This window comes from Singulisphaera sp. GP187 (assembly GCF_900129635.1).
GTDB lineage: Bacteria > Planctomycetota > Planctomycetia > Isosphaerales > Isosphaeraceae > Singulisphaera.
Map to the genome: position 1 here is coordinate 3,570,312 of NZ_FSRB01000001.1, position 17,578 is coordinate 3,587,889.

Here is a 17,578-nt window from a genome sequence, read left to right on the forward strand (position 1 = left end):
CCGCACCTGGTCAAGCTGGGTGGTCCAGGAACACTCGGGAATTTCGAAAAACCCCGGTTCGCGGGTCCAAAGGCTCCAAAACGGAACTCGGATTGGCGCTATTATACCGAATCGTCCAAAAAAGCGGTGGAATCCGGATCCTCGTCTTCGGCCGATTCCGGCGCCGGATCGAATTCGGTTCCGAAGGAAGGGAAGGACGGGGTCGTCAGGCATTCGGGGCAAGCGTCGTCGATCCCGGTATAGGGTTTGCCGCAGCGAGCGCAAAGCCCGGCACAGCGCCGGAGGGTCGGGAGTGAGGCGCGAAGGCTCGCTCCTTCCGAAGTGTGGTCGAACCGCTCGGCCACCTTGGTCGCGAGCTCGACCACGTCGACCCGAATCGTCCCGGTGCGGAGCCGCTTCTGGATCAGGGCCATCAGCCACCGGGTCAGATCCAGGTCGAGAGCGAGGAGGGCCTCCTCGTCAAGGAGCGGCCGGAGCGCGTCGCGGAGCTCGAGGACACGGTCGGGGTCATTGGCCTCGCGCGCCGCGTCAAGCTTGCCGCGCAGGCCGCGGGCCTCGAGCGCCCGCGCGGTCTCGAACTCCCGGGTGAGCCGGGGCCCGTCGGGTTCGCCGGGATGGGTCGCGATGAACTCCCGGATCAAGGTCCCGGCGTGGTCCCACTTGGCCTCCTGGATCGCCTTGCCGATCTCGGTCGCGGGGTTCGCCGGAACCGGGACGAACGACGGAGCGAGAGTCGCCGAGCGCTCGAGGACCTCAGCCAGTCGGCCCAGCGCGGAAATCACCAGACGCTCGGCCGACTCGGCGGTTTCCACGCGGCTCGCGTGGGCATCGAGCGCGGTTGCCAGCACCCGCACGAGTTGGGCGATCAGCCAGCCGATCAGGGTCAGGGCGCAAACCCGGGTGAGCGCCTCAAGGATCAACGAGAGCTTCACCGACCTGGGGAGCGCGGGGCCGTTGATCAGAGCCGAGCTGCTGCCGAGGGCCGAAAGTAGGCCAATCGCCAGAAATCCGGCCTGGAGCCAAGGGGCCATGGCGGCGAGATCAGGCGTCCGGTGGTTGGAGACCGTTCGACGGGAGGGGCCGCTCTCCCCGCGTTCTTGAGCCGAGGGGGAGGGCGAAAGCGATGGCGAGGTTGAGCCTGGAGTCAGGCCCTCGAGGTCATCGGGTATGTCAGTCATGAGAATCAGAGGGATCTCGCGGGACCAGGCCGATCGTGGTGTTCCCTTGGGATTATCGCGAATCGACGGCCTTGGAGCCATCGGATTCTCAACGGACACGGGGACCATGACCGAACGGCCCACGCGGGCCAGGGGGACTGGCCCGCGCGGGCCGCGCGAGTATTCTGGAGTCGAGAGCCATCGAGCGGGCTCGATCAGTTCTCGTACTGTTTGGCGATCCGGTTCGTCGGCATCGGCTCGTCGAGCACCGATTCGTCGAGCAAGTACTGCATGACATAGGCATCCTCGGCCGTGTCCATGTAGTGCTCGCGGACGACTTCCATGGCCCGGAAGCCCTGGATCCGAAAGAACAACTGTCCCACGAGGTTGGTCTCCCGAACGCTGAGCGCGATCCGGGTTCGACGGTGGCTGGAAAGCTTGCCGACCAGCTTGGCGACCATCTGTTGGCCCACCCCTTGGCGGCGAAACTCGGGGTGGGTAGCGAAGTCGAGCACGTGGAGCCGGTTCTTGTGCAGCTCGTAGATCATGAACCCGACAACGCGCTCGCCGTATTCGGCCACCATGCCGATGCAATTTCGCTGCCTGAGCACACGGAGGAATTCCTCCTCGCACCAGGGATATTCGAAGCTGGCGTGCTCGATGGCCAGTACCTCGGGCATGTCACGACGGATCATCCAGCGAATATGGACGCGGACCTGAGCCTTAGTGGTCGGGACCGTGCTCATCGAGCCTCTCCTTCCATGGAACGGACGGACGGAGACCATCCCCCGCGGCGGGGGCGGTCGGCGAAATCTGACCCGCATCATCTTCGGCGCGAGTGGTCAAGCTGGAAGGGACGCCCCGGCCCAGGAACTCCCAGTCCGCTGGAACCAGAGGAACCGGGCCTTAGCCCCCGAGGCGAGGCGGATTCTAGCGAAGGGTCTGTTACCTGCCAAGGCCGCTTCCGCAGGCCGAAACCGGTTCAACACGCTCGTCCCTCGCACCACACCCGCTCCGTGCCCAACCCTCGTCCGAGAGGCGGCCCCCTTCCGGCGCCCCCCCTCACCGAGCCTCACCGACGTTAGATATCGGCCAGACCACGGCAGACTCGTGAGGATTGTGCGGATTAATCGCTCCGGCTCCGCGCCACCAAAAAAACGATCGGCCAACCCGCGCCGGGCCGGCCGATCGTTCGAAGGTTCACCACCCGAATCGCTTCAAAATCGCCCGTAAGAGTACTGCGGATTGGTCGCGTCAAAGTCACGGTCGTGAAGCCCGACGTTGGTTCGCAAGTTCAGATAGCTGTATTCTTCGACCAGTTCCGGAGCCGCCCCGGGCCGCTTGGGCCAGTCGTAGGCCTCGAACCGTATCGGCAGGCCATGCTCGTGATCGATGTAGAGCTTGACCATGTGGAACATGTAACTGGGATGCTTCTCAGGATGGACCGACTCGATCATCGTACAAGGGTGATTGGCGACCCGGAGATTCTTGTGAATCGTCACGCGCGACTCGCCCGGGGTCAGCTCGATCGCCCAGTGCCGTGCCACACTCGCGATCAGCGCGCCGATGCCGGCTTCGGTCACGGGGTGACGATTCTCCTCCATCGCCATCGACCCCTTGGGATCGAGATTCATCGTCCCGGCGATCAGTTTCCCCAAACCCACGTCGTGCACGACAATCTTGCCGTCGTGGCGTCCCGCGACGTAAATCGCCTCACGCCCCTTCTTGGGCCGCTGAAACTTGAAGTAGATGCTGTGAGGCTGCGTCCGCGACTTCATCGCCATGATGAAGGGCTGCGTGAGCCGACCGTCGATCCGCTCACGCTTATGAAACGTGCACGTATAATCCTGAATCTTATTGTACCGATCCTGGCAGTCGGCAATCGCCTGCTTGGCGATGACGATCGGGTCGTGGGAGACCTCAGCCTCAGCCGCCAAGGGTGAGAGCGACGCGGCCGATCCTGGTTTATGGTCCAGGCCCTGAGGCCGCGCTCGGCCAGCCGCGCTGGCGACGCGGGGGACCTCTTCCTTCTCCTTGTCGCTGACTTTCTCCTTCGCGTGCGCGTTCGCCGCCTCGCTCGCGGTGGAGGGGGCGACCGCATTGGACTCGGTTGCCTGATTCTGGGCCCGAACGAGTTCGGAGTCGAAGCGATGTTCCGCTCGCGAAGTGGCGGCCGTGGGATCGGTCATCGCGAGTTGAAGGGTGGGACGCGGGCCCCGGTATTCACGGGGCGCCTCGGCCGTCGAATACAGGAGGGTGCCGGGCGGCAATTCCCACCCGCCCCGATCCGCGCCCGCCCACACCGTCGCCGACAATCCGAGGGCGGCGGCCAGCGTGGCCAGACTCCGCCCTTTCCATGCCTGGCCCCGATCCGTGAGGACTAACCGCGGTCTCGGTTTCGGGATCATGGGTCTTCCTCTATGATCGATCGATCTCTGGCGGCTCGGACAGCGAAAGCGCAAAGGCATGCGCCGAGCGTTGCCGGTGCAGCGTGTTGAGAAGTCCGGTTTCGTCGAGCAATCAGTCAGATGATGTCAAGACTTGGTGGGATTGGCCTGCCGTGCAATTTTGGCATGCAATTCCCAAGCCACAACCATGCCGGATCGTTCGCTCCCTCCCATCATCGGATAATCCGCACTCGAGGGTGACTCGAAGTCCATGGGGCAACGCTCGCAAGCGCGATCTTGTATTTTTTGCGGTTGTCTGCGCGAAATTACAAGCGCGCCTGGTTCGCGAGTGCCCGTTTTTTTCAAACGACAAGGAAGCAAGCATGGCCTCAACGGAGTACACCATTGAATCGATTCAGTCGGCCCCGTTCGGCGAGATGTCCTATGTTGCCTGGCGTCCCGGCCAGTCGGACGCCCTGGTGATTGACCCTGGATTTGACCCCGAGTCGATCCTTGAGCTCCTGGCCCGACAGGGGTTGCGGCTGACGGCGATCTTGAACACCCACGGCCACGTCGATCATATCGCGGGCAATGCCAAGATGAAGCAGGTTTTTCCCGACGCCCCCCTGATCATCGGCCGCAACGACGCCGCACTCCTCAACGACCCCCAGGCCAACCTCAGCGAGGCGTTCGGCTTCCCGCTGACCAGTCCCCCGCCGACCAGCTCGTGGCCGACGGTGAACGGCTCGAGGTGGCCGGTTTTTCGTTGGAGGTCCGCGAGATCCCCGGCCACAGCCCTGGTTCGGTCGTCTTCGTCTGCGACCAGTTCGACCCGCCGTTCGTTTTCGGAGGCGACGTGCTCTTCGCTGGCTCGGTCGGTCGAACTGACCTGGGGGGCAATGGCCCGCAACTGATCGCCGGCATCCGGGCCAAGCTCTTTAACCTGCCCAACGCCACGATGGTGCTTCCCGGCCACGGCCCCATCACGACCGTCGCCAACGAGAAGCAATCGAACCCCTTCGTCGGCGAACGCGCCGGACTCCACGAGATCAACCCGTCATGATCGTCTGGGCGATTGCCGACCTCCACCTCTCGTTCGCTCAGCCCGACCGCCGGGAGCGCTACGCCGAGCGCTGGCGCGATCACGTCGCCAAAATCGAGCGTGAGTGGCGGTCGGTGGTCCGCCCGGCCGATCTCGTGCTCCTGCCCGGCGACCTGTCGATGGCGCGCAACCACCGCGACCTTCAGCCCGACCTCAACTGGCTCGACCGCCTGCCCGGGACGAAAGTCCTCGCCCCCGGCAACCACGACACCTGGTGGAACGACGTCGAGAAGATCCGGCCGATGCTCCGTAAGTCGCTCCTGGCCGTCGATGGTGATGCCGTGAAGACCCACGGTGTCGTCATCTGCGGCACCCGAGGCGCTCCCGTACCGCTGGAGGACGACGAAGACCCCAAACTCGTCGCCGCCTCCGAGGCCGCGCTGGCCACCCTCGACCGAGCGCTCGAACAAGCCGCGCCGCTCCGGGAGAATGGCGAACCGCTCTACGTGCTCTGGCACTACCCCCCGTTCGACCAGCATCGCCGGCCCGGCCCTTGCGTCGCTCGGTTCGAACAGGCCGGGGTCACCGCCTGCCTCTACGGCCACCTCCACATCCAAGGGCAATGGTCGCTCGCTGTCCAGGGCGACGTGCGCGGGATCCGCTACCAGTGCGTCGCCGCCGACGCCATCGGCTTCAGGCCGTTGCGCCTCACCCGGCCTTGACGACGGGCCCGCGCTGGGGCGAGAGCACGCCCCCCATCACGCCCAGCAACGTGGTCTTGCCCATCCCGTTGGGACCGAGCACCACGACCACCTCTCCCCGCTCGATCGGGAGGTTGATCCCACGGAGCACGGGCCGCACCCCGTAGTGCTGCGTCACGTCGGCCAGTACGATCATTCGGCTTTCTTCCGCCGCTCAGCCGGGAAATCGCTTCCCGCCGGCCGATCGGTTAAGGTCATGGTCTTGTGAATCTGAAGGTGAATTGATCCTCGCGATCGTATCGAACCATTCTCACGACCGCAACAATTCGGAGGAAGTCTCTTGAGCACGCCGCGTTCGTTCAAGCAGGAGCTGGTCGGGGTTTTCGGCTTCCCGGTCGCCGAGAACCCCACTCAAGCCATGATCGAACCCGCCTTCGCCGCGATGGGCCTCGACTGGCGCTACCTCACCGTCGAAGTCCGCCCCGAGGATCTCGGCGCCGCGGTTCGCGGCGCGCGGGCGATGAACTGGCGAGGGCTAAACCTAACCATTCCGCACAAAGTTGCCGTTATCGAACACCTCGATCGGCTCAGTCCGGCCGCCGAGAAAATCGGCGCGGTGAACTGCGTGATCAACCAGGCGGGCGAGTGGGTTGGCGACAACACCGACGGCAAGGGGTTTCTCCAGTCGGTGCAGGAGGTTAGACCCATCGCCGGCCTTCGAGCGGTGGTCATGGGCGCGGGGGGGGCGGCGCGGGCCATCGGGGTCGAGTTGGCCCTGGCGGGCGCTGCACAGGTGACCATTGTGAACCGGGATCGGGATCGTGGTCAGGTGCTCACCGCCCTGATCCGCGAGAAGACCGGGGTTCCCACCACCTTTTCTGATTGGGAAGCGCGGTACCAAGTCCCGGAAGGGACGGATCTGGTGGTCAACGCCACTTCGATCGGCCTCTATCCGGATGTCGAAGCCCAGGTCCCGATTGACCTCAGTACTCTCCGACCCGGCATGATCGTCAGCGACGTGATCCCGAATCCACCGCGGACGTGGCTGGTTCGCGAGGCGGAAACCAGGGGCTGCCGGGTCCTCGACGGCCTTGGGATGCTCGTCAACCAGGGAATCATTGGCATACGCTTGTGGTCAGGACATGAACCCAACCCCGATGTCATGCGGAAGGCACTCGAGTCGGTCTTCGGCGCCTGACTCTAATTTCCCTTGACATTTTTCGAGGAGCGAAGTGGCACCTTCGCCTCCCATTTTTACAATAGTGAACTAAGAAAGGGCGGCAATGTTGACAATTGGTTCGGTGGTTCGATTGGCAACCCGAATCCACCGAAATCCACCGAACCCTAGATTTCATTGACCTTTAGAACCGAATCCGCTTGCGCCGAAGCCCCCTTGGCACAGAGAATGCTTTATAACGTAGACAGAGCCTCAAACCGGCAACGGCCGTCAAGAGGGATTCGACATCGGGCATTCCACCACGAGCGGGAGATTTCCCATGCTGGTTTTGAGCAGGAAGCTTGGCGAAAAGATCGTGATCGGTGACAACATTGTCGTCACGGTGGTCAAGATTGACCGCAACCAGATTCGGATCGGTATCGAGGCTCCCCATGAAGTTCCGGTCTATCGCGAAGAGATCGCGCCGGTTCGTGGTGGCAAGACGGTGGCCGTCGCCAATGAGCCGGTGTCGGCACTGAACCGCTGAGCTTCCGGGATGACGCCGTGACGGTGGGTCACGGTGTTGGTTGCGGCCAGACCGCAGTCATGGCCGACGCAACGAGTCGTGCGATTTCCTGGGCGGATCGACCCTCGATTGATCGACATTTTGCCCCTGGTTCGGCTGTCACCGGACCGGAATAGCCTGCCTCCGCCAGCCGCTTGAGGAGCTGTGCGGTGTCAATGGCTCCGTTTTCTCCCGGTAGACCCCGGTCGTGATCCTGGATCGCCGCACGATCCGATGGAGCCGACGCGGGCAAATCGGCGACGTGCACCCAGACAATTTGATCCACCCCCCACGCAAACCCCGCCTCAATCGCCTCGCCTCCCGCATAGAGGTGGAATCCGTCGAGGAGAATTCCGAAATTTGCCGATTCTTGCCAAAGCACGCCAAGCTGTCGATCAAGCTCCGACAGCCGAGTGACGAAGGGGACTTCGCGCCCCGAGCGAAATGACTCGACGCCGATCACTTCCAGGCCAAGCCTGACGCCGTGATTGGCGAGCACCCGAGCGATCGCGCCGAGCCGCTGGACGTGCAGCTCCACGGTGGCGGCGAGTTTGGATGACGTGGGTCGGCCGCCATCGGGTCCCGTGAGGGCAAGCTGCTCAGGCAACACCCAGGTCCCGGTTCGAACGGCGCCCAGCACCGCGGCGGCTTCGGCATATCGGGAGAGCTGCTCCAAGTCGTGCGTAAACCGGTCGGCATCGCCTCGCCAGTCGACGGGGAGGGACCAAGCGCCCGCTCGGAGCCCCAGATCGTCCAGACGCGACCGCACCACTTTCGGGTCGACCGCCTCGGCCCGCAGCTCACGCATCAGAAAGTCGACCCCACCAAAACCGGCCGCAGCAGCCAAATCGATCGTTTCTCGAGTCGAAAGCGTCAGACCCAACGCCCGGGCATTGAAACTTGAATACACATGCTCCCCTTCATTTTTTTTGGGACCTAGGATCCGGTCCGGCCCTGATTTCGCGACCTGCGATTGTAGTCGGACGCCTCGTGGGAATGTCCCCCCAATTGGCAAAGGCCAGCGCCGAGCGGACCCAGCCCTTGGCGCAACTGGCGAGAAGCTTCACAATCAAGCGCCTTGATTCAGGGGCGTTGGGCAGAAAGTCCTTTGTCCGGGGCCGGTTCGCGGGGGCACGAGGCGATCTCAAACATGGTGGCGACCTGGATCGAGGCGGCGGCAAAGGGACGGCATGGTGGCCCGGTCCGCGCGGGGCTGTGGTCAGCGGTCGTCATCGGTACGCACCCGATTGAGGCCAACCAAGTCGTCTGGCTCGAGATTTCGGCCGACGATCTGCCGCTGGGCCCGCTCCCTGCGTATTGGATCGAGAATAAAGGGGTGAACAGCCTCTGGCATGTCCCGGTGCCGCCTCAGGCGGTCGGGGTTCGCCTCCACTACCGATCCGCGGCGCGACAAGAAGGGTCGGAGACGGTCTACAGTCCGCCCCAAGACACGGTTGTCCGCCCCAATATGCCCGACCGGACCGAGGCGGCCGAGATCGTGGCCATGGGACCCGAGGGCCTGGTCGGCAACCGGATGATGACGGTCCGGGTCGACTCGCGCGGTTCCACCTACGACGTCTACTTCCCGACCGTCGGGCTCCACTCCGACGTCCGCCCCGCCGAGGGGGACATCCCGCAGAGCCGCTCCCACTTTCGCGCGATCGTGGGGGGCCTGGCTGTGGGGCGCCGGCTCGACTGGTTCACCGAGCGGCTCTCCTGGGAATCGTTCCAGCACTACCTCGGCGCCACCAACCTGCTGATGACCGAGCTGAACTCGCGGACCGGACCGATCCGCGTGCTGGTGACCGACTTCGTGGCCATGGCCAAAAGCCTTCCCAGAACGGCGGGAGGCACCGAGTCGCCGGGCCAGTACCTCAAGCGATTCCGGATCAAGAACGACGGCCCCGAGCCGCTCCGCGCGTTGTTCGGGGTCTACATCCAGGCCGAGGTCAATGGCGGCATCGGCGAGCCGGGCCTGAGCTGGCACGACGGTGACCGCACCCTCTTGGCCACCAATCGCGGCCACGGACACGCCAACCGCAAGTTCGCCCGCGACGCGACGGTCGAGTTTGCCGTCGCTCTCGACGATCGCGGCGACGTCCATTGCGAGCCGACCGGCGCGAACGAGGCGATCCTGCTCCGGAGGATCGACCTGCCCGCCGGCGAGACGGTCACGGTCGACCTGCTGGTCAGCGCCGCGTTTACCGGCTGGCGCGGCGACCCCGGGACCTTCGAACACTGGCTGCGACCGGCCCTCGCCTGGTTCCGCTCCGCCGATCTCGACCAGGTCGAACAGTCGACATGCCAGGAATGGGACGCGTTCACCGAAGTCTTGCCTAGCCTGAATTTCCCCAAACCTACCTATGCCGTGAGCTTGCGCCGATCGGCATTGGCCGCGGCCCTTCACTCCGACGCGTTCTGGGGCGCGATCGCCTCGGGCTTCGATCGTGGTCTGAGCGCGTACTGTTGGCCGCGCGACGCCATGTGGACCGCCGACACGATGGAGCGGCTGGGCCACCCTTCGATCGGCCGAGGGATCTACGAGTGGCTCTCTCACGTCCGGGGGCAAAACCGGCCGTACTCCTACTGGTTCCAGAAATACACGATCGACGGGGGACCGGAGTGGGAAACCCCCGCCGTCGATCAGACGGCCATGATCCCTTGGGGCCTGGAACGCTACTACCTCCGCACCGGCGACCACGACTTCGTCGCCTCCATGTGGCCGATGATCGAGCAAGCCGCGATGGTCTGCGCGGGGAAGTCGGGACACCCCGGCCTGAGCTGGATCGAAGACCTCAGCCTGATCAGCTCGGCCGGCATCTGGGACCATCGATTCGGGGCCTTCCTCTATTCCAACGGTTGTGTCGTGGCCGGCCTCCGGGCCGCTGCTCGGCTGGCCGAGATGCTCGATCACCCCGAGCAAGCGAAAAGTTGGCGGACGTTGGCGGAGCGAATCTGGGAGACCGGCATCCTCGGCGACGGCCAGGCGGAATCCGACCGGGATGACGGCCCCGGCCTGATCGACACCGAGACCGGTCGGTTCCTGGAAGCACGACGGCTCTCGACTTTGCGCGGGCTCTGGACCAACCGGCCGGAGATGCTGATTGAGCATTCGAAGGCCCTGGACGTGAGCGTGCTCGGGCTCGTCGTCCCGTTCGGTCTTCTCACCGCGTCGGACCCAAGGATGGTCCGGTCGGCCGAAGCGATCCTCCGCCTCAACGCCGTGGGCGCCGATTCCAACGCCCTGGCCCGCTGGTCACTCGACGCCTCGATTCCCAAGGCCAGCGTGGCGCCCAGCGAGTCGCACAGCCACGATCTCTCGAGCCTTGCGACCCTCTGGGCCGCACGCTACCTGGTCCAGCTCGGCCGTGAGACCGGGCAGGTCCGGCACTGGAACCGAGCGCTGGCGATGACCGACGGAACCCTCGGCCGAATGCTCCCGTTGGGCTTGATGCTCCGGCCGGTGCTCCGCCCTAACGACACCCCCCGCTACGTACCGGGCGTGGCCTCGGGCGTCTGGGGGCTCCATGCGATGCTCGTCGAGACCATGCTCGACTTCGCCCGGCTCGACTACAACCACGTGGAACGGCGGCTCGACCTCGACCCGGCCCTGCCCAGCTCTTGGCCTCATCTCGGCCTGACCCAGACCTTCCCCTGCGGAGAGGTCTCCTTCCGGCTCGAACGGCCGATCGGAGGCACGGTCCACCACCTGAGCCTGACGGTAGACCTGAAGCACCCGATCACGTTCCACGCCGCGCTCACCTGCCCCGGCCTCACCGAGCTCGGCCCTTGGCAATCCGCCCCCGAGAGCCTCCCCCCCAGCTACGAGCCGCGAATCAGCCGGCTGAGCTGGTCGGTCAGCTTACCCAAGGGCCAATCGACCTGGAGTTGGCGTTGGGGCTAAGCCGGCCGATTCCGGACCGTATCACCAATCGGCCGCATCGAGTGCAGGGATGCACTCGTGCCTGGGACCCATGAACCGAGCGAGCATCGGTTCAAACCAGGTTCATTGCGGGTGAAAGCGGCCGTTGTTCCGGGAAAAAGAAAAAACCCCATCGATCCGTATGAATACAGATCGATAGGGCCGGAACAGAGAAGAGGCCGAATAATCGAAGCCGATGCCTCGGTCGGTCGGAGAGGCGTGATCGGGTATTGCTTACACGACCGACATCGATAAAAATAACCGTTCCACCAGGAATGTCAACAGCCTAGAGGCAAAAACCTACGAATCACTTAGGTCCCTCTTGAGGCGCCGGGGTCCTCGTGATTTTCGAGACGCGGAACTGATGCGGGCCAGGCGCCGAGATTCGCGGGAACTGGTAATACCGCGCCTCGGCCGACGACTTCGTTTCGAGTGCGAATCCAGGCTCCTCGAGCACGTAGAGTCTCGAGCCCCGGTTCATGTTTTCGACCTGCTGCAATGTCCATGCTCGCGTGACATCATTGCCGTGGCGAATCAGGATCGTGCGACCCTGCATGTGCCCATCGTCGCGGAGGGCCTGGTCGGACTCAAACCAGCCTCGACCCGCCCCGGAGGCATGACGCACGACGCCCGTGATTGCTCCGGTCGACGGTTGCTGCTCGACCCGCAGACCGGCCGACTCGGCGAACGTGCCTCCCGCCAGCACCAACCCACGGGGGGAAACCCGAACGACCAGACCGTCGGTCCTGAGCGTTTGGCCATGCGTCAGCTCGACCGTCTGCGTCGTCCCGGGCGCGAGGTTGATGACCAGATGCTCGGTCCCTCCGGCCGATTCAACGTAGACGACAACGGTCTCCGGCGAAGAGGCGACCCGGCCCACTCTCGTGAGCGGAGTGACCGAGCCGGTTGGCTCAAATAGCGTGACGAAGGTCGTCTTCAAGGTCGAGCCGTCCGGTGAACGGTGGCGAACCACCAGGCCGGCGCGGCCGGAATCCTCGGCATTCGCGCGCGCTGCGCCGGTGGCCGGGTCGGGACTGTTCGCCGTGATGACCTCAACCGGGGTCGGACCGAGCAAGTGGAGCCGAACCCCGGGCGCACCCGATGAGCCCAGCCAGGCGATCGCCGGGCGGGTCAGGTGAACTTGAGCCAGCGGCGCGAACTCGCCATACGCCTGGACGAACCAGCGGCCATCCTCCGCCCGTGCCGACGGCACGTACGGGATCGACTCGGGGAGCAACGACGCCGGTCCGGCCCCCATCGCCACCGAGAGCCGCCAGCGGGCGCGGGAGCCCGACGCCGCATGGAAGAGCTGATCGTGCTGAAGCCCGCCATGGACCTCGAACACGGATACGGCATAGCTACTGGGCGACCCCGCGGCCGCCACCAGCGTCTGGCGATACCGGGTGGTCGATTGCGGATAGGCGCGAGGATCGTCGAGGCTGAGAACCTGGAAGTCCGGATCGGCCGCAAAGAAGAGAAAGTCGCCCCCAAGGGCAGGTTCCGAGGCTTTGCCCAGAGACTCGCGCTGATTCAGGCCGTCGACGACGACCGTGTTATGACTCGCGGTCGCTCGGTCCCATCCCGTCACGGTGGGAGCCTGTTCGTCGAGATCGCCGAGGACGAGCTGACCGCCGACGGCCAGGCGTAACGCCTGACGCTGGAAGTGGGGAGCACCGATGTTGTCCTGACCACGAACTTCCAGGTCGAGCGCCCCCCCTTTCTCACCGATGGCGAGCCGAGCGAGCCCCACTCCCCCCAGAAGCGATGGACGGCGCGTCCCGGGCGCCGCGATCGCCGCCGGCCACGACACCTGCTGGATCTCGGGAACCCGCGGATCAGTCAACGCCGCCGAACCGGCCCGACGGGCCAGAGCGAGCATCGGCAACGCCCCGATCTCCCCCGCCGGCGCGGCGTTGGGCCCGCTCGTGAGTTCGAGGGGCCGAGGAGTCTCGGGATATCCAGCCAGCAAGCGGTCGATCCAACCGTCGAACACGCTCAAGATCCGACGATGGGCCGCGGCGTCCCCTTGGCGCCAGAAGCCATCGTAGTAGAAGCCTCGTTCGGAAAACCCGTCGAGCCGCTTGACGGCCTCGCCGATCAACTGCGGATCGTCCAGGAGCCTGCCGGCGGCGAGGAGGCCGCGATAGGCGTGCAGCGAGACCTCGCTGTATTCCTCGCGCTGGAGCCGGACGAACTCGGCCGAGGCCCGAAACAGGTCACGCTCGATGGTTCGTGCCGGATGGGCATCGTTCAGGCTTCGCCCCGCCTCGAGGAGCGCGGGTTGGTCACGGATCAGGGCGTAGGCGATCAGCAGGTTCAACGGCACGTCGAGGCTGGCCGTCCAGTCCCACTTTCCCGTCTGGTAACCGCGCCGATAGGGGGGCGGTAAATCGGCCTGCTGAAACACCTTGGGAGAGAGAGGCTGGTCAAAATGGGTCGCGTACGCAGGATAGACCTGGGCAAACCGGAGGATCAGCACGGAGGCCAAACGGACGAGCGCGGGATCTTTCGACTCGGCCGGTTGCTCGTGGTAGCGGACCGCCGCATAGAGGGCCGCTTTCGCCAGAAACTCGCGGGCTTCATAGTCGCGCTTGGCCGCCAGGTAGAGCTTCTCGTCGGGGTAGCGTTGCTTGGCGGGTTCCACGACGTGGTAAGGGTAGTGGTGTGAGACCCCGTGCAAGACTTGCACCACGTCTTCAGGGACCTTCTTCTCTTTCTCGTCCTTGGCGGGATAGGTCTCATTCGGAACGGTCACCTGGCAGTGACGGCAGGTCAGAACCTTCGGACGGCTGACCGACCAGGTCAGTGAGTTGCTCGCCTCGGTCGCGTCACAGGCGGGGCAGCGCGTATGGCGGATGCCCGCCTGCACCGGGACAAGCTCCGCCAGCGCCTTCGTGTCGAGCGTCAACAGCGCCTTGGCATTGGGATCCGCCCAGAACTTCGTTTCCCAGTGATCGGGAAGTTCAAACTGGGCAAAGAGGTTGTGAATCCGCTTCGCGCCGGCGGCTTCACCGGCGGTTGCGTCGGCGGAGACGATCAGAGCGGCCAGCATGGCCCCCGCCCGACAGGCCCAGCGAGCCACGATCGAAAGCCTTCTTGGCATGATAAAGGGTTCCGTCCCTGGAGAAAGAGAGGAGGCAAGCCTCGCGCCCTGAGATCCTAGTGGTCAGGAAGCCGGGTCAATTCGGCGTCGCGCTGCCCCGCGGCCAGTTCGTAGAGACCGACCGGCCCGATCGTTTCTCCCTCGGCGAGTTTCAGGCCCTGGCGATGGAGTTGGGCCAGCGCAAGTTGCGAGTCGCGATGCGCCTCGCAGGCCAGGCCGTAATTCTTCAACTCACGGCTCTTGCCGTTGCTCCAGGGGGCCGCCACCTTGTAGACGGCGATAGCGCTGCAATGCGGAGCCGAGCAGATCGGCTGATAGCGGAACGTCGTCTTTTCCATCGCAAACGCGCCCGTTCCCTACGCTTTCGAGAACCGGAGGCCCCGGCCCCATGCCGGTCCAACCTTCGCCCTCGCTCCTGAAATCGATGCCCGACCGCCTCACGATCGTAGCCGTACACTTCGTACGCTGCAAGCGAGCCTGAGGGTTCGCGGAACAACGACCTACGAACGGCTTAGCTCGCTCAGCTCACTCGCTTGATCACGACCGCGGTCAGATCGTCCCGCTGGGGGACTCCGTTGGCGAACGAGAGAAGCGCGGTGCGAAGCCCACTGATAATCTCAGCGGCCGACCGGTCGCGATCGCGGAGGATCTGAGCGCATAGTCGCTGCGTCCCAAAGCATTCGCCTTGGAGATCGAGCCACTCGAAAAAACCGTCGGTCACAATCGCCACGAAGTCGCCCGGGGCGAACTGGGTCATGCCGGCCACATCAAACGATTCCTCGATCATGAGAGCGAGGGGGTATCCGTGGACCTCGAGTTCGCGAAGGCTGTTCAACGCGCTGGAATAGAACCAGGTCGGGCCATGCCCGGCGGAAATATAGTTGAGCTGGTGTGCGTTGAGATCGAGCAACCCGAAGAAGGCGGTCACAAACCGTTCCGGAGGCCGACCGGCGAAAAGCCGACGGTTGACCCGCTCGGCGACCCGAGCGGGCTCACCGATCGATTCGAAGGCCTCATGCACCGCGGCTCGGCACTCGTCGGCCACCGCCGCGGCGCCAGCACCCCGGCCGCAGACGTCGGCCACGGTCACGGCCAAACACCCCCGGGAGACTTCCTGGAACTCGAAAAAGTCGCCCCCGGTTGCTTCGGCCTGCTGGTTCCAGCCTGCAATGTCGAATCCAGTGATCGTCGGCACAAAGATATGCGTCGTTTGATCCCCAATCCGTAGGCCATCGTCTTAGGCGTCCCTCGAAGTCACGCCCTCGACCCATCCCTTACATTCGATTCCCATAATTTCACGTTAATCATAGCCCCGACATTCGTCAAACAATTTCGTCGTCGGAAAGAAAAGGGGGTTCCACCACCTCAAATCGGCCCCGACCCGACCGATGGTGGTGTCGTGCTCTCGTCGTCACGAAACGCGGTTCCCGTTGCCTTCAACGCGCCTGGAGCCGAAGCCAGCCAGCCGAGACAATCCTGCGAACGAGCATTTTCACGCAGATCAGCTTAATCCTTGCAATCCATAAAACCGATATCAGCCATAGGCCGAAAGGAGTGGTCGTCGGACCACAATCCTCTGCCATAGGCGGACTTCATGGTAACAGAGCTGGACGGGATGTCCGGGGAAGTCGAGCAATGACGATGACCAAGAAACGTCACGACGACAGGCCGGAGCGGCGACGGAACCGCTGCAGGCAACTTGCCGTCCTCGGCTTCCTGACCCTCGGTTCCAACTTGGGTTGCGGGCGGGACATGCTCCGCCTACCGGCCGGTTCCGATGGGACGCTGTTGGGCCCGGCCCCGATCCCCTACTCGGCATCGACCTCGGGATCGGCAACCGCGACCGCCGCCACCACGGCAGGCCGCAAGCCAGCGCCGATCGCGCCGGTTGCGATCAAGACGGACGGCGGCTACGCTTCAAGTCTTGATGATCTTTTCCTGGCGACCTACCGCGACTCGAGCACGTACGGCCCCCATCTGACCAAGTCGACCACGCCCCGGTCGTCGCATGGCGAAAGTCCGTTGCCGAGCGGATTGCTCGCGGCCAGCCGGGAGTCAAGAGTCGCTCCGCCGGATCCGATCACGGGTCAGACGGCAGAGCGGCCGGCCCTTTTCGCTCAGCCCGCCGAGACGCACGCTCGACAACAGTCTCGTGGTCCCGCGGAATCCGTCTCCAAACCGACTCAGATCCCGCTCCCCCAGGCTCGCGTCGTCACTCCTAAAAATCAAGCCCCACTCAGCGCTCCCGCGGTGCAAGGCCCGATGGACCTGGTCTCCGCCTGCGGTCTGACCAAGATCGACCTGCCAAAGCGAGGCGAGCCGGCCTCGGTTCCCAACCTCAAAAACGAGGCGAACAAGCGTACGGCGATTGCCATGCCGATCTCCCCAGTCCGCGCCGCCAAGTCGCTGACGGAGTCGCAACCGGAGGTCGAGAGCCCGCCGCCGGCCTTGTCTGAAGCCCCAAGTCCGCCCATCGCACCGATTGCGGTCCAGTCCCAATCGCCCGCGGTGTCGGCAACCGCCACTCCCTCACTCACGGAGCCGACGCCGCCAGTCGAGCTCCCACCGACACCGACGCAACCGGCCGAGCTCCCGGCGGAGCCCCCCACTCCGGCCGAGCCAACCAGCCAACCGGCCGCGGCCCTCGAACTGCCGGCTCAGGCTGATGAAACGCCGAGCCAACCCCCGGCTCTGGCGGAGATGCCAAGCCAATCCCCAGGGGCCGTCGACCTTCTGGCCGATCCCCCGGCCCTGCCCGAGATGCCGGGCAATCCGGCGAGACCGGCCGAACCGCCCGCCGCCGTTGAGCTGCCGAGTGCGCCGGCAACGCTCGCCGAGCTCCCGAGCCAGTCGCCGGCGTTGCCCGCAGACCCGAGCCAGTCGCCACCGCCGGCCGAAATGCCGGACCCGCTGCCGCCACTGGCTGAGCTCGCGAACGAGCCGGCCGTACCGACGAAAACGCCGAAAGTGGAGAATCCCGGCTCCCCGTTCGAGGACGCGGGCACTTCCCCGCCGACTCCTTCCAAGCCGGGCTCCCCGCCCCAAGCCGATGACTTGAACGCCGCTTCCGCGGAAACGAAGATTCCACTGCCAGGCCAGGCGGGCCCGCAATCATCGCACGGGCAAACCGATGCCACGGGGCCGGACGAACCGCCACTGCCGCCCCTCCAAATCGACCCGAGTGTTTTCGGGACGTCGGCTGAGTTGCCTCCTCCCCTGCCCCTCGCCACCCCATCACCCGCGGTGGCGGCAAACTCCAAATGCCCGGCGTGCGAAATCCTCAGGAAGCAGAAGGAATCCGACCACTGGGCCACCCCCACGGCCAAGCAGACGATCCTCTGCCCGAGTTGCCTGGAGAGTCCGGCCCGTGCCAAGGCCGAGCCAAAGCCGGGTCACGAGAGCCACGACCTCGACTCCGCTTTGAAGGCAACGAACATCGCCCCACCGCTGCGGTCCGCCAAGCCGGATCACTGACCTCTCCAGGGGATTTTGATCGCGTCATCCAGCGACCGGATCGGCCGGGAACCTTGCGTTCCGACGGCCGG

Annotated in this window: 13 protein-coding genes and 1 pseudogene; 6 read left to right on the forward strand and 8 right to left on the reverse strand. The window is 64.8% G+C overall.

Going from position 1 to position 17,578, the window contains the following annotated elements:
* Positions 1-101: 101 nt before the first annotated feature.
* The 3 genes from BUS42_RS13960 to BUS42_RS13970 form a co-directional block, all read right to left on the reverse strand.
* A complete protein-coding gene (locus BUS42_RS13960) occupies positions 102-1,031 on the reverse strand; it encodes a hypothetical protein (protein WP_254053498.1) in 930 nt (309 codons plus the stop codon).
* Positions 1,032-1,372: 341 nt separating this feature from the next.
* Entirely contained in the window at positions 1,373-1,903 is a 531-nt protein-coding gene (gene rimI, locus BUS42_RS13965; protein ID WP_015249875.1) for a ribosomal protein S18-alanine N-acetyltransferase, read from the reverse strand.
* A gap of 471 nt (positions 1,904-2,374) precedes the next feature.
* Positions 2,375-3,565, reverse strand: a complete 1,191-nt coding sequence (locus BUS42_RS13970; protein ID WP_074307432.1) for a DUF1571 domain-containing protein — start codon at positions 3,563-3,565, stop codon at positions 2,375-2,377.
* A gap of 416 nt (positions 3,566-3,981) precedes the next feature.
* Here BUS42_RS13970 and BUS42_RS13975 point away from each other — a divergent pair.
* Positions 3,982-4,607: pseudogene (locus tag BUS42_RS13975) on the forward strand (MBL fold metallo-hydrolase).
* Positions 4,604-5,308, forward strand: a complete 705-nt coding sequence (locus tag BUS42_RS13980) for a metallophosphoesterase (RefSeq protein ID WP_074307433.1) — start codon at positions 4,604-4,606, stop codon at positions 5,306-5,308. The pseudogene BUS42_RS13975 and the gene BUS42_RS13980 overlap by 4 nt, the downstream one beginning before the upstream one ends.
* Here BUS42_RS13980 and BUS42_RS13985 read toward each other — a convergent pair.
* Positions 5,295-5,483: an ATP-binding cassette domain-containing protein gene (locus BUS42_RS13985; protein WP_074307434.1), complete on the reverse strand. Its 189-nt coding sequence runs from the start codon at positions 5,481-5,483 to the stop codon at positions 5,295-5,297. The genes BUS42_RS13980 and BUS42_RS13985 overlap by 14 nt on opposite strands.
* 144 nt (positions 5,484-5,627) lie before the next feature.
* Here BUS42_RS13985 and aroE point away from each other — a divergent pair, with 144 nt between their 5' ends.
* Entirely contained in the window at positions 5,628-6,485 is an 858-nt protein-coding gene (gene aroE, locus BUS42_RS13990; protein WP_074307435.1) for a shikimate dehydrogenase, read from the forward strand.
* A gap of 298 nt (positions 6,486-6,783) precedes the next feature.
* A complete protein-coding gene (gene csrA, locus BUS42_RS13995) occupies positions 6,784-6,990 on the forward strand; it encodes a carbon storage regulator CsrA (protein ID WP_074307436.1) in 207 nt (68 codons plus the stop codon).
* 28 nt (positions 6,991-7,018) lie between these two features.
* Here the strand turns inward: csrA and BUS42_RS14000 are convergent, their stop codons facing one another.
* Positions 7,019-7,918, reverse strand: coding sequence for a sugar phosphate isomerase/epimerase family protein (locus BUS42_RS14000; protein ID WP_074307437.1), 900 nt, complete (start codon positions 7,916-7,918; stop codon positions 7,019-7,021).
* A 240-nt stretch (positions 7,919-8,158) separates the two neighbouring features.
* Here BUS42_RS14000 and BUS42_RS14005 point away from each other — a divergent pair, with 240 nt between their 5' ends.
* On the forward strand, positions 8,159-10,912 hold the full coding sequence (locus BUS42_RS14005) for a glycoside hydrolase family 15 protein (RefSeq protein ID WP_074307438.1): 2,754 nt from the start codon (positions 8,159-8,161) through the stop codon (positions 10,910-10,912).
* Between the two features lie 325 nt (positions 10,913-11,237).
* Here the strand turns inward: BUS42_RS14005 and BUS42_RS14010 are convergent, their stop codons facing one another.
* The 3 genes from BUS42_RS14010 to BUS42_RS14020 form a co-directional block, all read right to left on the reverse strand.
* A complete protein-coding gene (locus BUS42_RS14010) occupies positions 11,238-14,033 on the reverse strand; it encodes a heparinase II/III family protein (protein ID WP_074307439.1) in 2,796 nt (931 codons plus the stop codon).
* Positions 14,034-14,089: 56 nt separating this feature from the next.
* Entirely contained in the window at positions 14,090-14,371 is a 282-nt protein-coding gene (locus tag BUS42_RS14015; RefSeq protein WP_074307440.1) for a hypothetical protein, read from the reverse strand.
* Between the two features lie 182 nt (positions 14,372-14,553).
* Positions 14,554-15,228, reverse strand: a complete 675-nt coding sequence (locus BUS42_RS14020; protein WP_074307441.1) for a PP2C family protein-serine/threonine phosphatase — start codon at positions 15,226-15,228, stop codon at positions 14,554-14,556.
* Between the two features lie 446 nt (positions 15,229-15,674).
* Here BUS42_RS14020 and BUS42_RS14025 point away from each other — a divergent pair, with 446 nt between their 5' ends.
* Positions 15,675-17,507 carry a hypothetical protein gene (locus tag BUS42_RS14025; protein ID WP_143206331.1) on the forward strand — a complete coding sequence of 611 codons (1,833 nt, stop codon included), beginning with the start codon at positions 15,675-15,677 and terminating at the stop codon, positions 17,505-17,507.
* Positions 17,508-17,578: the final 71 nt, after the last annotated feature.

Coding starts and splice junctions, on each gene's coding strand:
- BUS42_RS13960 (WP_254053498.1), bottom strand. CDS start 1,031: ATGGCCCCTTGGCTCCAGGCCGGATTTCTGGCGATTGGCCTACTTTCG.
- rimI (WP_015249875.1), bottom strand. CDS start 1,903: ATGAGCACGGTCCCGACCACTAAGGCTCAGGTCCGCGTCCATATTCGC.
- BUS42_RS13970 (WP_074307432.1), bottom strand. CDS start 3,565: ATGATCCCGAAACCGAGACCGCGGTTAGTCCTCACGGATCGGGGCCAG.
- BUS42_RS13980 (WP_074307433.1), top strand. CDS start 4,604: ATGATCGTCTGGGCGATTGCCGACCTCCACCTCTCGTTCGCTCAGCCC.
- BUS42_RS13985 (WP_074307434.1), bottom strand. CDS start 5,483: ATGATCGTACTGGCCGACGTGACGCAGCACTACGGGGTGCGGCCCGTG.
- csrA (WP_074307436.1), top strand. CDS start 6,784: ATGCTGGTTTTGAGCAGGAAGCTTGGCGAAAAGATCGTGATCGGTGAC.
- BUS42_RS14005 (WP_074307438.1), top strand. CDS start 8,159: ATGGTGGCGACCTGGATCGAGGCGGCGGCAAAGGGACGGCATGGTGGC.
- BUS42_RS14010 (WP_074307439.1), bottom strand. CDS start 14,033: ATGCCAAGAAGGCTTTCGATCGTGGCTCGCTGGGCCTGTCGGGCGGGG.
- BUS42_RS14015 (WP_074307440.1), bottom strand. CDS start 14,371: ATGGAAAAGACGACGTTCCGCTATCAGCCGATCTGCTCGGCTCCGCAT.
- BUS42_RS14025 (WP_143206331.1), top strand. CDS start 15,675: ATGACCAAGAAACGTCACGACGACAGGCCGGAGCGGCGACGGAACCGC.